10 protein-coding genes are annotated in these 16,506 nt (G+C 50.5%); 8 read left to right on the plus strand and 2 right to left on the minus strand.

The genetic code is table 11. The features are described from left to right. Positions 1–2,779 (minus strand): SusC/RagA family TonB-linked outer membrane protein (locus QVP67_RS00725; RefSeq protein ID WP_288179751.1); only part of this gene is annotated, 2,779 nt, incomplete at its 3' end. Between the two features lie 380 nt (positions 2,780–3,159). Between QVP67_RS00725 and QVP67_RS00730 the strand changes: the two genes are divergently transcribed. From QVP67_RS00730 to QVP67_RS00760, 7 genes are all read left to right on the plus strand, one after another. Beyond that, entirely contained in the window at positions 3,160–7,233 is a 4,074-nt protein-coding gene (locus tag QVP67_RS00730) for a hybrid sensor histidine kinase/response regulator transcription factor (protein WP_022161648.1), read from the plus strand. Positions 7,234–7,493: 260 nt separating this feature from the next. Then, a complete protein-coding gene (locus tag QVP67_RS00735; protein ID WP_022161649.1) occupies positions 7,494–9,551 on the plus strand; it encodes a M3 family metallopeptidase in 2,058 nt (685 codons plus the stop codon). After that, positions 9,551–10,069, plus strand: coding sequence for a DUF4847 domain-containing protein (locus QVP67_RS00740; RefSeq protein ID WP_022161650.1), 519 nt, complete (start codon positions 9,551–9,553; stop codon positions 10,067–10,069). Before QVP67_RS00735 ends, QVP67_RS00740 begins: the two co-directional genes overlap by 1 nt. A 7-nt stretch (positions 10,070–10,076) precedes the next feature. After that, positions 10,077–10,523, plus strand: coding sequence for a deoxycytidylate deaminase (locus tag QVP67_RS00745; RefSeq protein WP_022161651.1), 447 nt, complete (start codon positions 10,077–10,079; stop codon positions 10,521–10,523). Positions 10,524–10,560: 37 nt separating this feature from the next. Then, positions 10,561–12,297, plus strand: a complete 1,737-nt coding sequence (locus QVP67_RS00750) for a S41 family peptidase (RefSeq protein ID WP_022161652.1) — start codon at positions 10,561–10,563, stop codon at positions 12,295–12,297. Further along, positions 12,212–12,748, plus strand: a complete 537-nt coding sequence (locus tag QVP67_RS00755) for a 5-formyltetrahydrofolate cyclo-ligase (protein WP_277121085.1) — start codon at positions 12,212–12,214, stop codon at positions 12,746–12,748. Before QVP67_RS00750 ends, QVP67_RS00755 begins: the two co-directional genes overlap by 86 nt. Beyond that, positions 12,745–13,521, plus strand: a complete 777-nt coding sequence (locus QVP67_RS00760; RefSeq protein ID WP_022161654.1) for a histidinol-phosphatase — start codon at positions 12,745–12,747, stop codon at positions 13,519–13,521. The genes QVP67_RS00755 and QVP67_RS00760 overlap by 4 nt, the downstream gene beginning before the upstream one ends. Positions 13,522–13,553: 32 nt before the next feature. On the opposite strand, the gene QVP67_RS00765 is transcribed toward QVP67_RS00760, so the two are convergent. Beyond that, a complete protein-coding gene (locus tag QVP67_RS00765) occupies positions 13,554–15,068 on the minus strand; it encodes a bifunctional ADP-dependent NAD(P)H-hydrate dehydratase/NAD(P)H-hydrate epimerase (RefSeq protein WP_022161655.1) in 1,515 nt (504 codons plus the stop codon). A gap of 79 nt (positions 15,069–15,147) precedes the next feature. Between QVP67_RS00765 and QVP67_RS00770 the strand changes: the two genes are divergently transcribed. Then, positions 15,148–16,506, plus strand: a 1,359-nt coding sequence (locus QVP67_RS00770; RefSeq protein WP_288179752.1) for a BNR-repeat neuraminidase N-terminal domain-containing protein, incomplete at its 3' end; no start/stop codon positions are given.

Here is a 16,506-nt window from a genome sequence, read left to right on the forward strand (position 1 = left end):
CTTGGAAGAAGATGCTCAAGTCAAAGCCCTTCCACTCAGCACCGATATTCAATCCGAAACGATAACGTGCCGTGCTGTTACCAATTACTTTACGGTCGCCCGGATTGTCTACCGTATTTTCACCGTTAGTAATCTTACCGTCACCGTCCAGGTCGGCATACATCATATCACCGGCTTTCCAACCGGAAGGAGCCAAACTGATACCCGGTATCGTGTTCTGATCCACTTTTTCCAGATGTGCAGCCATTTCTTCATCGGTCTTGGCCATACCTACAGATTCATAACCCCAAATCTGTCCCAATTCTTGCCCTTCATAATAAGTGCCCAGGCTCTTGCTGGCATTGGGATATTCTGTTACATGTGTACGTGAGTCGGAAAGATTGAAAGCAATATTGTAGTTGAAATCACCAATACGATCCTGCCAGTTCAGCTGAAGTTCCCAACCTTTGGTACGCAAAGCGGTATTGTTGCGGCTCGGTGCCGATGCACCTACAATCGGAGAGATTTCCTGTGCAGGACCTACCATGTCCTTGGTATCGCGGATGAAGTAGTTGAAGTAACCGCTCAAGCGATTGTTGAAGGCTCCAAAGTCCACACCATAGTTGTAGCTATAAACGCGCTCCCAAGTCAAAAGCGAACTTACCAGTCCGGGGGCACCTGCGATATTCGATTTGCTGTCTGTGGTAAGCAACCAACGGCCACCGGCATCGGGGCTACCCACAGTTACATTCTGAATGGCATACGTAGGATAATAGGAGTTGGTATTCTGGTTACCGAGACTACCATAAGAGAAGCGAGGCTTCAACGTGTTAACCCACTTGGACATCGGCTCCCAGAAGGATTCACGGGCAATGTTCCAACCTACCGATACAGAGGGGAAAGTAGCCCAACGCTGGTCAGCACGGAAACGAGAAGAACCGTCACGACGAATGTTGAACTCGAACAGATAGCGTCCGTCAAAGTCGTAGTTCACACGACCGAAGTAACCCAAAGAAGACCATTCGCCGCGATAGGCACCATTGCTCTGCGTTCCCGTAGAAGTATTGACGTCAGGATTGCTGTCGCTCATCACGTCCGAACGCTTAGCCCACACATTATTATAACGATAACTCTCGCTGTTCATACCTACCATCACTTTCAGATTGTGTTTTTCGAGGAAATTAAGTGAATAGTCAGCATAAGCCGATGAAGTAATCATCGAACTGCGCTGCTGCTCACTATAAGCCCATGTCTTACCGGCAGCCAGATCGGCATCACCACCCAGCCATTGTTCCGGCACCGGATTGTTTTCCTTGTCATACAAATAAACGCGAGCCACGTTGTAAATATGCTCGTAGCTACCAGTACGCAAAGACAAGTCACCATGGATAGTCAACCCCTTCAAAGGAGTAAGAATTAAACTACCTTGTGTGAAATAGGTGTCGTCTTGTGTGTTGGAACGTCCGCCCGACGTCAGCTGCATCAGTTTCGGGTTACGGGTATAGTGCCCGTTGTTATCGTAAAGCGGCATGTTGGGATGCAACTTGGTTGTTTCGGAAAAGAAACGGTCGCCATACAGTTTCAGAAAGGTAGGCATACCGATGTCTTCACGGATGAAACGGCTGTTGAACTCCAAACGCATCCACTTGGTAATCTCGGCACTGATGCGGGCACTGGCATTGTAGCGTTTCTTGTTATCGTCCGCATAGTTCATCTGGCCGTCCTGGTCAAGGAAGGCACCCGATACATAATATTGTACCTTATCATTACCGCCCGACAGGCTCAGATTGTGCTCCTGACCGAAAGCCGTCTTGTCGATGAAGTTACGAGGCCAGTTCTGGTTGTCATTGGAGTTGGTATTGAATGCAAAGCAGTTGCCGGCCTGACTTAATGAAGGATCGGCCGTAGTCGTGATTTCACCACGCATATACTGCTGGATACGCTCCATCGTAATATCCGAGAAGAAATGAGCCGCACCGCTACCAAAATTGTCGATGGCACGGTTGAAATATTGGGCAAAAGTATAGGCATCCAACATGTCAGGAATGTTGGTAGGGCGAGACCAGCGCAAGTTGTTGGAGTAAGAAATGCTCGTCTTACCCTGTTTACCTTTCTTGGTCGTTACCAGAATCACACCAAACGGAGCACGCGAACCGTAGATGGCAGCCGAAGCGGCATCCATCAATACAGAGATGTTGTCGATGTCCTGCGGATTCAACTGGTTAATGTCACCGGCCACACCGTCAATCAAGACAAGAGGTGAGGCACTGGAACCTGTACCCAAGTTACCCGTACCACGGATATTGAAAGAAGGACTGGCATCCAGCTTACCACCAGCATCAGGCATGCTGACATTCAGACCCGGAACAACCCCCTGCAAGGCCTGTCCTACTGAAGTAACGGGGCGGGATTCCAGCTTCTTGGTGTCCACCGAAGCAACGGCACCCGTCAGGTTCACCTTCTTCTGTGTACCGAAACCAACCACTACCACTTCGTCCAGCATTTGATTGTCTTCTTCCAATGTGACTGAATAGGATTTCTGCGAAGGATTGATTATAATCTCAACCTCCTTATAGCCGATATAGGAAACGGCCAAGACTCCGTTTGACGGAACATCTTTAATGGTAAACGAACCTTCCAAGTCGGTTATCACACCGTTGGAAGTGCCCTTGACAACCACACTGGCACCAATAATGGGCTCATTCTGTTTGTCTGTGACTTTACCTGTAATAGTAAGATGCTGGGCATGCATGGAAATACAACACCATAGCATCAGAAAGAAAATAAGGTTTCTTTTCATGTTTTTCCTTTTTAAAGTTAGACAATGAGGTTATTTCGATTACAAAATTAAAAGACCAACGACTAACAGGGCATACATAACCATTTCATTCAACATGCACGTTTAATACACCCCACACATTCTCTGCATTTTCACATTCAATTTTAAGAATTCATCCGCCAAACTTACCAAAAACAACCTCTCCTGAAGAAAGGCAGAGGTACGAACAATGCAACATGTGAAATCAGAGTCTCATAAAGTAAGAAAACGGATAGGGCAGGCTCTACAATCTACCTCCGACCACAGCAAAAAAAGCAAGAGTGTCCCGACTTTTTTTCACATTTCATTTCAATAAATAAGTTATTTTTTATTTCTTTGCGTTGCATAATTATAAATAAAATATGAACCTTAAGATAATCTGTACTATCTTCATCTGCCTCTGTCTACACCCGCTTCCGGGACGGGCATTCTTTGAAAAAGACCTTCATGTACTGACCATGAAGAACGGCCTTTCGGACAACACCATACACTCCATCTGCAAGGACCGTAACGGATTCATCTGGTTTAGCACACGCGATGCACTGAACCGATATGATGGCAAACAAATCAAAGTATTCCCCTTTAACCGGGCAAGTGCCAATACCTACAGCCTGAAACAAATATCAGACGACCTGCTATGCTTTGAAAGCCGGGGCAACCTCTATGCATTCGACCTGAAGAGCGAACAGTTCCTCCCCATCCGGACGGAAAACAGAGAACCCGTCAAAGCCATCGCCATAGAACCGGTGAACGACTCAATTTTCTGGATGCTAGACAACAACGAGCTGATGCTAGCCGAAAGAAGAAGCCGGCCGCAGGACGACACGGTGACCTTCCACATCGTAAAGCACTATTCGCAATGGAACAAGAAAGGCGGCATTCTGACCCGAATGTCGCTGAATCCGGACAAAAGGCATATCTGCGTGACAGACACGGATGGAAGAGTCATGATAGCCGACACGAAACGAATGGATTGCTACCAGACAGTAGACTTAGGCGTCGGCCAGCCCATGCAAATCAACCACATCCTGTATGACGAAGACGGAAATATCTGGCTCTCGACCCTTACCTACGGTCTTATACGATATAACGTAAAATCAAAGAAAACAGGACGCATGACGTACCACAACAAATACACGGCCAACCAATTGTCACATACCGACGCTTTCGGGGTGGTGCGCCTGGAAAAAAACCGCTACCTCGTCGCCACATGGAACGGATATACCCTCGTCAGCCTAAACAAGAATAACCCGGACGAAATGACCGGCAAGGTCTTCAATAACACCACTTCTTACGTGTTCCGCGACATAGAGACGCGAATGATAGCCGTTTATTATGACCCACAAGGCATCTTATGGATTGGTACAGACGGAGGAGGAATCATCTGGTCCGACTTGCGCGAACAGTTCTACAACCGGTTCTATCAGGACAGACACAACGAGATATGCTCCATCCTGAACGACGACGAAGGCTACCTCTGGCTCACGACCTTCCACCGGAGTATTCTGCGCAGTAATGCACCTTACCGCCCGGACGAAGAACTGAATTTCAGGCCAGCAGGTAGTCCGGAGGTGCAGAAGCGGAATACCGTGCTGAGCAGCACCAAAGACAAGGAGGGCAACCTGTGGTTCGGCAATGCCGACGGAACACTGAGCCGATATGACGCCCGAAACAAAAACTTCAGAATCATAAAACTGACGGACGATTCGGCAGCTGCCGGCAACTTATCAGTATGGACCCTTCTGGCCGACAAGCAGGGAAGAATCTGGGCCGGCACGCAGACAGGACTCTTTGAAGTCAATCCCTCTACCTTGACAAGTCGGCAACCCCTTCTGAAAGGTAAAGAGGGCAAGCCGCTGCCCCTACCCTGTATCCGTGCACTGGCTGAAACGTCCGACGGACACCTGTGGCTGGGAACGACCGAGGGATTGTACCGCTACAATCCTGAAACCTGCCAAACAGATACGGGCTATGAAACCGAAGTCGGTATGCCCGATCCTTCCATACGCTCCCTTCTGGCCTCAAAAAACAGTATGCTTTACATCGGCTACATGAACCGATTTGCCCTTCTATCACCCAAACAGAACCGCATTTTGCGCACCTATACAACCCAGGACGGACTATGCAACGACTTCGTAGGTTGCATCACCGAAGACGACAAAGGGAATATCTGGATAGGCTCCAACTCGGGTATCTCACGCTACGACAGGGAACAGGAACTTTTCTACAACTATTACGTATCGGGCAGCAACCGCTCTGCCCTATACTGGAAAGGCACTCTGTTCTGGGGAAACAACAAGAACCTGACTTATTTCAAGCCAGACAAAACCGACCAGTTCGAAATCCCCCAAAAGGTACTGATCACAGGTCTGGAGGTAAACGACCGGCCGGTGAGCATCAACCAGATCGTCAACGGACAGAACATCCTCCCTTACGGCATCTCCTACCTGTCCGGTATACAGCTCAGCTACAAGAACCGTAACTTCTCCCTCACGTTCAGCAACCTGTCTTACTCCAACAAACAACACACGTATGCTTACCGCCTCTATCCCTACCAGCAAGAATGGATTTACACACAGGGAGAGGAGAAGGTGTCATACACCAACCTGCAACAAGGCAAGTACGTCTTCGAAATAAAGAATGTCCACCCCGACAACGCCCCGAACGAAATAACCGCCCTGAACATTGACATTGCCCCCCACTGGAGCAACAGCGTCTGGTTCCGCTTCTGCGTGTTCGTGACAGTAGTGCTAATTGTGCTGTACATCATCAGACGATTCCGGCTGAGGGCCAAACGGCTGGAACACGAAATGCAACTGGAGCATGAGGTATTCACCGCCAATGTGGAGCGCGACAAGGAGAAACAGCTGCGCATGGAGCGCGAACGCTTCTTCACCGAGATAGCCCACGAACTGCGCACGCCGCTCACCTTGATTCTGGCTCCCCTGCAGGAACTGCTGCACACGGAAGGGCTACCAGCAAAGACCGGCCGCCAGCTCCATACCGCTTACGAAAACAGCAAGTCACTGCACGCCCTGATGGACCAATTGCTGTTTGTACAGAAGATAGAATCCAACATGGTACGACTCAAGGTATCGGAAACGGACATCAACCAGCTGGTAAACAACGTATGCGACCCCTTCAAAGGTATTGCCGAGAAAGAACACTATCAGTTTTGCATCCGTCTGCTACCCGAGCCGTTAACGCTATGGGTTGATGCGGAAAAAATGGCGTCGGCCATACGCAACCTACTATCCAACGCCTTCAAGTACACCCAGCCGCAGGGTAGCGTGGAACTGACATTGGGACGCACCACCATAGACGGACACCCCTTCTGCAACATTACCGTCAGCGACACTGGAGCCGGCATCCCTCAGGAGGTAAAAAAACATCTTTTCGAACCTTTCACCACGGGAGTGAACACTCCTGTACACTCCACCCAGACGGGTATCGGGATGCGCATCGTGAAGAACATCACCGACCTGCACCATGGCTACATCAAGACAGCCGATCGCCCCGGCCACGGCACCATCATCAGCCTCTACATACCCGAAGGCAACAGACACTTCGAACCACAAAACGAAAGGGTGACTTTCGTATCTCCCCGCCGGACGGCAGACATCGCCGACGCGCCCATCGTCCCGCAGACGGAAACGGGAGGCGAGGAACCGCGGAAGAAACTGCTCATTGTGGAGGACAACGCCGATATACGGCAATATATAAACCATCTCTTTGAGGGCGAGTTCTCCATTGTAGAAGGAGCCAACGGAGAGGAAGGCATCCAGCTGGCGCACGAATGCGCTCCCGACCTCGTTATCTGCGACATCATGATGCCCGTCAAGGACGGACTGGAGTGTTGCCGCGAATTAAAGGAATCGCCACAAACTGCTTCCATACCGGTGCTGATACTCACCGCCAAGTCGGAAGACACAGATGTGATACACGCTTTGGGCATAGGCGCCGACGACTACATGATGAAACCCTTCAATCCCGAAATGCTGAAAACAAAGGTGCGCAGCCTCATCAGGCAACGCGAAAGGCTGAAACGGCTTTATGCAGGCACGCTCAGGCTGAAGGAAGAAGAAAACGGAGAAGAGAAAGTGGAGAAGGAAGACTATTTCATCCGACAGGTGATACAGGTGATAGAAGCCAACCTGGCAGACGAGAACTTCAACGTAAAGATGCTGGCCGACCAGCTTCACATGAGCCAGCCCACCCTCTATCGCAAAATCAAGCAGCGGAGCGAACTGGCAGCTATCGACATGATCCGCAGTGTACGCATGAGCAAAGCAGCCTCACTCATCCTCGAAGACCGGTACAGCATACAGGAAATAGCCGAAATGGTAGGCTACAACGACGCGCGTACGCTACGGAAACACTTCGTGGCGCAATTTGGAGTATCGCCCTCCAAATACAGCGAACAGAATGCCGACTAACAGACCATCCGGTTATACCTGTTCTGAACCGCCATCAGACATTAAACCCGAAGCAGCAAAGCACATATAGAAGCGTCTAAAATAACAGAAGCCACTCCAACCATTCGCATAAACAGTTAGAAATTATTAAAGTATAGGCGTCTTCGAACTGAATCGCCTATTTTTTTTGCACTTTTGCGTATTGTTTCAAAAAGGTTCCTTGACAAGGGACCTGATGAAAAAGCACCAACAACGGTTGTTTTACGATAGCTTTTACAAAGATGATACAAACTCAGAATCCTTTTTTTGAAAATAACCATACCCCTCACGGTACCGTTCCCTTCGACCGCATTGCCGTAGAGCACTATGCCCCTGCCATACGCGAAGGAATACGTCGCCAAAATGAAGAAATAGATGCCATTGTCTGTAATCCCGCTCCCGCCGACTTTCAAAACACAATATTGGCGTTAGAACTGTCGGGAGAATTGCTGCGACGTGCCGAAACAGTATTCGACAATCTGCTCAGTGCCGAGACCAACGATGCCATGCAGGAACTGGCCAAGGAGCTGATGCCCCTGCTTAGCGAGCATGCCAACAACATCACACTGAACGAACGCCTTTTCGAACGTGTCAAGACGGCTTACGAACATCGCTACGACGAAGCACTGACGGCCGAACAACGGAAACTGACCGAGGATACGTACGAAGGATTTGAACGCAGCGGAGCCAACCTGCAAGGAGCCGACAAGGAGAAGTATCGCGAGCTGTCGCGCCAACTGAGTCTGCTAACCTTGCAATTCAGCGAAAACAACCTGAAGGAAACCAACGATTATCAACTGGTGCTGACAGACGAAAGCCAACTGAAAGGCTTGCCCGAAAGTGCCATCGAAGCAGCCCGGGAAACAGCCAAAGAGAAAGGACAGGAAGGATGGATCTTCACCTTGCAAGCCCCCAGTTATGTTCCTTTCCTGACTTACGCCGACAACCGCGAACTACGGAGAGAGCTCTACATGGCCTACAATACGAAATGTACGCACCCTAATGACTACAACAACCTGGACATCGTCAAGCAACTGGTCAATACGCGTCTGGAAATAGCCCGACTGCTGGGATACAAGGACTATGCTTCCTACAAACTGGAACGACGCATGGCCCAAAACAGCGAAAACGTCTATCACCTGCTTAACCAACTGCTTGAGGCCTACAAGCCGACGGCTCTGAAGGAATATGCCGAGGTGCAGTCACTGGCCCGTGAAGAACAAGGTGAAGATTTCGTCCTGATGCCGTGGGACTGGAGTTATTATTCGCAAAAGCTGAAAGACCGTACCTTCAACATCAACGACGAAATGCTTCGTCCCTACTTCGAATTGGAGAACGTGAAGAAAGGTGTATTCGGCCTGGCTACCCGCCTCTATGGCATCACCTTCCAGAAGAATCCGGAGATCCCCGTTTACCACAAGGACGTAGACGCTTACGAAGTATTCGACCACGACGGAAGTTTTCTGGCTGTACTCTACACCGACTTCCATCCCCGTGCCGGAAAGCGTTCGGGAGCTTGGATGACCAGCTACAAAGGACAATGGATAGACGAACAGACAGGCGAGAACAGCCGTCCGCACGTATCACTGGTGATGAACTTCACCAAACCCACACAGGACAAGCCCGCCCTGCTGACCTTCAGCGAAGTCGAAACATTTCTGCACGAATTCGGCCACAGTCTGCACGGCATGTTTGCCAATTCTACATACGAAAGTCTGAGCGGAACAAATGTCTATTGGGATTTCGTAGAACTCCCATCCCAGTTCATGGAAAACTTTGCTACCGAAAAAGAGTTCCTGCATACCTTTGCCCGCCACTACCAGACAGGCGAACTGATTCCCGACGAACTGGTACAACGTCTGATAGATGCACGCAACTTCAATGTAGCTTATGCCTGTCTGCGTCAGGTAAGCTTCGGTTTGCTCGACATGGCCTGGTACACCCGTACCACACCTTTCGACGGTGATGTCCGCACCTACGAAAAACAGGCATGGGCCGAAGCTCAGATTCTGCCACAAGTCGAAAAAACCTGCATGAGTACCCAGTTCTCGCACATCTTTGCAGGCGGATATGCCGCTGGTTACTACAGCTACAAGTGGGCTGAGGTACTGGACGCCGATGCCTTCTCGCTTTTCAGGCAAAAAGGCATTTTCAACCCCGAAGTAGCCGCATCTTTCCGCGAAAACATTCTCTCGAAAGGTGGAACCGAACACCCTATGACCCTTTACAAGCGCTTCCGCGGACAAGAACCTACGATTGAGGCATTATTAATAAGAAACGGAATAAAAAAAGAATGCTAATGAAAAGAAAATCATTGTATATTTGTCACTTGTTGCTAATGCTGGCACTGATTCCCGTCTTCAGCGGTTGCAATACCGAAGACGATCTTATCCGAATCTTTACCGGAAAGACATGGAAGATGAGTCGAATTACCATAGAAGGAAAAGAGGACGTACCGTTCGGGGCTATCGCATGGGATTCAGAGGCTGCTTTCAACCGCAGTATCGAACTACTTGGAATGAAAGACAACTTTACTGTCGTCTTCGAAGGCAACGAAATCAACGGAGAATTGACTGGGAATAAAGTGACTGTAACTGGAGTTCAAGTTAAAAAAGCCACCGGCACCTGGTCGGCCAACGGAAAAGACAATACGATCGGACTTAGCCTTAATATTTCAGCTTCCGAGACCGATCCGCTTGCCAAAGAATTCATCAAAGGCATGCAAAACGTATTCAAATACGAGGGCGACGAGAACCAAATCACCCTTTATTATAAAGAAGGCCAGACAACCTGTCTGATAGGATTTGCAAAACAATAAGAACGATATGGACAACTCAGAAAACGAAAAACAGATAGCTTTGGACAGACGCTACATACGCATGGCAAGTATTTGGGCCGAAAACTCCTATTGCAAGCGTCGCCAGGTAGGTGCGCTCATCGTCAAGGACAAGATGATCATTTCAGATGGTTACAACGGCACTCCTTCCGGCTTCGAGAACGTATGCGAAGACGAGAACAATATTACCAAGCCTTATGTGCTTCATGCCGAAGCCAATGCCATCACCAAAATAGCCCGCTCCAACAACAGTAGCGACGGAGCTACCATGTACGTCACCGCCTCGCCCTGCATCGAATGTTCCAAGCTGATCATACAGGCCGGCATCAAACGGGTGGTGTACTCCGAGAAATACCGCCTTGAGGACGGGCTCGATCTGCTCAAACGGGCAGGCATCGAAGTTGTCTACATCCCCATTGAAAATGAACAGAGCTAACTATTTATATTAACCACTAATCATTTACTAAAAATACATGAGTACAAAGAATTCATCCCGCTTCATGCCGCTCGTCATAGCTGTCTGTGTGGTAGTGGGCATTCTTATTGGAACATTCTATGCCAAGCATTATGGCGGAACAAAGCTTGGCATCATCAACGGTTCGTCCAACAAGCTTAATGCCTTGTTGCGGGTAATCGACGACCAGTATGTGGATACCGTCAACATGACAGACCTGGTCGAAAAGGCCATGCCTCAGATTCTAGCCGAACTGGACCCCCACTCCACTTACATCCCTGCACAAAAGCTGGAAGAAGTCAACTCCGAACTGGAAGGCAGCTTCAGTGGCATTGGTGTACAGTTCACCATTCAGGAGGACACGATTCATATCAACAGTGTCGTTCCCGGCGGCCCGTCCGAGAAAGTTGGCCTGATGGCTGGCGACCGCATCGTCATGGTGAACGACAGCCTTTTCGTTGGTAAAGGACTGACCAACGAAAAAGCCATGCACAACCTGAAGGGACCTAAAGGCACCACCGTCAAGCTGGGTATCAAACGAGCCTCCGAAAAAGAATTGCTCGACTTCACTATTACCCGTGGCGACATTCCGCAAAACACCATCGACGCCGCTTACATGATCAACGATAAGTTTGGCTACGTGCAAATCAGCAAATTCGGACGTACTACACACGTTGAACTGCTCAATGCCATCGCACAGCTCACCCATAAGGATTGTCAGGGACTGATTATCGACTTGCGCGACAACACCGGAGGCTACATGGAAGCCGCTACCCGCATGGTCAACGAATTCCTGCCCGAAGGCAAACTGATTGTTTACACCCAGGGACGCAAATATCCGCGCATGGAAGAATATGCCAACGGAACAGGCAGTTGCCAGAAAATGCCGATTGTGGTGTTGGTCAACGAAGGTTCTGCCTCGGCAAGCGAGATCTTTGCCGGTGCCATACAGGATAACGACCGCGGTACCATTGTAGGCCGCCGCTCGTTCGGAAAAGGACTGGTACAACAGCCTATCGACTTCAGCGACGGTTCGGCCATCCGTCTGACTATCGCCCGCTACTATACCCCGTCGGGTCGCTGCATCCAGCGTCCTTACGAGAACGGAAACAACAGCGAATACGAAATGGACTGGATCAACCGTTACGAACATGGCGAGTTCTTCTCGAAAGACAGCATCAAGCTCGATGAAGACCAGAAATATTACACCACCCTCGGACGTCCTGTTTATGGTGGTGGAGGTATCATGCCCGATGTATTCGTACCGCAAGACACGACTGGCGTATCTTCCTATCTGATAGAAGTAAGCAACAAGGGCTTGATTCTGCAATTCAGCTTCCAGTATAGCGACCGCAACCGCAGCAAACTGAGCGAATGCGAAAACGAGGACGAGATGTATCAGTATTTACGCCGTCAAGGCATTGTAGACCAATTCATCCGCTTTGCCGACTCCAAGGGTGTGAAACGCCGTAACCTCCTCATCCATAAATCTCATAAGTTGCTGGAAAAGAGTCTTTACGGTAACATTATCTATAATATTCTGGGCCGTGAACCTTACATCCGCTACCTCAACCAGAGCGATGCAACGGTTAAGACCGCACTGGAAATACTGGAAAAAGGCGAAGCATTCCCTAAAGCTCCCGCCCCAACGCCTCTAAACGAAACGGACAATGAAGGAAAAGAAAAAAGAACTGCGCAGGCAGATAGCTTTGTTGAAGACGCAACACAGCTCTTCCGCTACGCAGCAGTCTGCTGAAATCATGGCCGCCCTTGAAGACCATCCGGCCTTCAAGGCAGCCCATACCATATTATTGTATCACTCGCTGAAAGACGAAGTAGATACCCACAATTTCATCCGGAAGTGGAGCCGCTACAAGCGGATACTGCTTCCGGCAGTTGTAAATGACGATCTGGAACTGCGCCAGTATACTGGTCCCGACGATCTGACCGTCGGCAAATATGGCATCGAGGAACCTTCGGGCACTCCTTTCTGTGACTACGACGCCATCGATCTGATTATTGTACCCGGTGTAGGCTTCGACCGTCAGGGCAACCGGCTGGGACGAGGCAAAGGCTACTACGACCGCCTGCTGCCCCGCATACCGTCGGCCTATAAAATAGGTATCTGTTTCCCCTTCCAATTAGTAGAAGAAATTCCAGCGGAACCTTTTGATATCCGCATGGACGAAATCGTAACAAAAGAATGAAAACAAATTATCACACCCACACCACCCGCTGCCAGCATGCCACAGGAAGCGATGAAGAATTTGTATTGAGCGCCATCAAAGGCGGGTTTCAGGTACTCGGTTTTTCCGACCACACTCCCTGGAAATACCGTACCAATTATGTATCAAATATCCGCATGTTGCCCGACGAACTTCCCGGATACGTGGAAAGCCTGCGTGCCTTGCGCGAAAAATACCGCGATCAGATAGACATCAAGATAGGACTGGAATGCGAGTATTTTCCCGAATACATTTCGTGGTTGAAAGAACAGGTCAAGGAATACAAGCTGGATTACCTGATATTCGGCAACCACTTCTATCACACGGATGAGAAGTTCCCCTACTTCGGACGAAATACCAACAACCACGATATGCTCGACCTGTACGAGGAAAGTGCCATCGAAGGCATGGAAAGCGGACTGTTCTGCTGCCTGGCTCATCCCGACCTCTTCATGCTGTCTTACCCCGAATGGGACCACCACTGCACCACCATCAGCCGACACATCTGCCGGGCCGCTGCCCGACTCAACATTCCGTTGGAGTATAACATCAGCTATGCCTCATACAACGAAATGCACGGAACCGAATCGTTCCCTCATCCCAAGTTCTGGCATATCGCAGCTGCCGAAGGATGTACGGCCATCATCGGAGTAGACGCTCACGTCAGCAAGTATCTGGAAGAACAGAAATACTACAACCGTGCCATAGAAGAACTTAAAGAGCTAAAGATCAAAACGATCGATAAACTTCTGTAAGTTCTTTCCGCTACAGCATGGAGGGGAACAGACTACCCCTCCATCATTCTCCACGCCATCGGCAGCGAAGCTACAATATCGCCGGCAGTCATACCGATTTCACCTTGTTTGCGGGCTGCGATGTCACCCGCCAGACCATGCACATAGACACCCAGTCGCGCAGCAGTTTCCGCATCGTATCCCTGTGCAAGCAAAGCAAGCAACACTCCGGTCAGCACATCACCGCTGCCTCCCGTAGCCATACCCGGATTTCCGGTCGTGTTGAACCAGCATTGTCCCGACGGAGATATAACAGCCGAATAGGCTCCTTTCAGTACAATGTGCACATCGGCTGTCCGTGCCAGTTCACGGGCTTTCATCAGCCGCTCGTACGAGTTCTGACATTTCCCCACCAAACGCTCCAGCTCTTTGGGATGCGGAGTCAGGATGCTTCCTTTGGGCAGATGTCCCAGATAGCTGCGGTGCTCACCCAGCAGGTTCAAGGCATCGGCATCGACTACCATCGGCACCTGACAGGATTCAATCTGATCAATCAACGCATTCTCCGTCTCGGGCGATTTCCCCAGACCGGGACCGATACCTACAGCCTGATAATCGTCGGTATCCGTTGCACCGGAGAAGCACGTCTCGCTGAAGTCTATCTCCGTCATAGCTTCGGGCACGGCAGTCTGCACGATGAAGTTGTTGCAGAAAGGTACATGCACCGTCAGCAATCCTACTCCCGAACGCAAGCAGGCCTTGGCAGCCAGCACCGATGCACCGGCCATCCCCTGCGAACCGGCTATCAGCAAAGCACGGCCGAAGTTGCCTTTATGCGCAAACTTGTCACGCGTTTTCAGTCGCCAGTTCACGTCGTCCGGTTCGGTCAGATAATAATCGGTAGTCATTTCGTCGATGGCTTCTTCACTCAGTCCGATGTCTAGTCTCTCCCACTCGCCTACATACGGTGCATTCTCGGCAAAGAGGAAAGCCAGCTTGGGCAACTGCAACGTCAGCGTCACATCGGCACGGACAATGCAGGAAGCCACGTTATAGGAATTGTCTTCGCCCATCAGGCCCGAAGGAATATCGATGGCCACCACTTTCGCCGGCGAAGCATTAATGTACTTCACCACAGCAGCAAAGCCGCCGCTCAAAGGCTTGTTCAGACCGCTGCCAAACAGACCGTCAATCACTACATGGTCTTCCGTCAGCTGGGGCGGCACAAATTGGGAAGTAATTTCGTGAAACACAATACCGGCCAGTCCGCCCAACCGTTCCTTGTTCGCTTCACAATCCGGCGAAAGCTGTCCTTTGGTATTGAACAGATATACTTCAATGCTATATCCCTGTCCGGCCAACAGACGAGCCACCGCCAGTGCATCACCTCCGTTGTTACCCGGTCCGGCGAACACAACGAAAGGAGTGTCGACGTCGTCCCAACGTTCCGCAATGGCTTTTGCCAATGCATTGGCAGCCCGTTCCATCAGATCGATGGAATCTATCGGCTCATTTTCTATCGTATATGCATCCAGTTGCTTGATGCTTGTTGTAGGAAAAATCTTCATATCGTTTGCTATTTTGCAACAAAGATAAAAGTTTAATTCAAGATTTGCTATCTTTGCCCAAACCCTAAATGAATATATCATGAAGATTTTCTTTACCTACCGCTATCTGGCACTCCTATTCATCTTGCTCTGCACTCCTCGCCTGCAAGCCTCGGAAGCCGACACCGTACGCATTCGCGAAACCCGTATTCCTGTCCTCATCGACCGCTCGGACAACGAACTGTTCTACTTGCGCATCGATGCCCGCCACTGTAAAACGCTGGAGGAAGTAACCGTGGACTTCGGTTCACAAGTCAACCTGAACGAGATTGTAGCCCTGAAACTGTATTATGCCGGTACGGAAGGTGTACAGCGCGAAGGCAAAACATTCTATGCCCCTGCGGCATACCTGTCGCGCAACAATCCGCTCTATACCCGCAAAGCCAATCCGTCGTATTCGATACTGGCAGCTACGGTTACCTCACCCAGCAGAACCGTTACGCTGAAGGCAGCACAACCCTTATATCCGGGCATCAACTATTTCTGGATCAGCCTGCAGCTGAAACCCGATGCTTCACTGACTTCACGCATATCCGCCACTGTCAGTTCGGTCAAGACTGATGCGGGTGCAGCTCCCTTGCAATACGCACTGCCCTCGCCGCAACAACACTTTACGGGCATTGGTGTACGCCATGCAGGCGATGACGGCGCAGCCGCCTACCGCATTCCGGGCATTGTCACCAGCAACAAGGGAACCTTGCTCGGTGTGTACGACATACGCTACAACAACAGCGCCGATCTGCAGGAACATATCGACATCGGCCTCAGCCGTAGCACAGACGGCGGACAGACATGGGAAAAGATGCGTGTCCCCATGAGCTTCGGCGAATACGGCCATCTGCCGAAAGCCCAGAACGGCGTAGGCGATCCTGCCATCCTGGTAGACCGTCAGACGGGTACCATCTGGATTATGGCTGCCTGGACACACGGCATGGGCAACCTCCGTGCCTGGTTCAACTCGGGACAAGGGAACGAGCTGAACGAAACGGCCCAACTTATGCTGACTCGCAGCGACGATGACGGGAAGACATGGTCGGCTCCCATCAACATTACTTCGCAAGTAAAAGATCCCGAATGGTTCTTCCTGCTCCAAGGACCCGGACGAGGCATATCCATGGAAAACGGCACGCTGGTCTTTGCCGGCCAGTACATCGGTGCCGACCGCATCCCCTGTGCCTGCATCATCTACAGCGAGGACCACGGCCAGACATGGCACATCAGTCAGCCGGCACGCAGCAACACCACCGAAGCACAGGTTGCAGAGGTAGAGCCCGGCGTACTGATGCTGAACATGCGCGACAACCGTGGCGGAAGTCGCGCCGTAGCCATTACACGCGACATGGGGCGCACGTGGCAGGAACATCCGTCGTCGCGCAAGGCACTGATCGAGCCGGTCTGC

Origin of the sequence: Bacteroides sp. CAG:633, assembly GCF_000435115.1 — a bacterium.
GTDB lineage: Bacteria > Bacteroidota > Bacteroidia > Bacteroidales > Bacteroidaceae > Bacteroides > Bacteroides ndongoniae.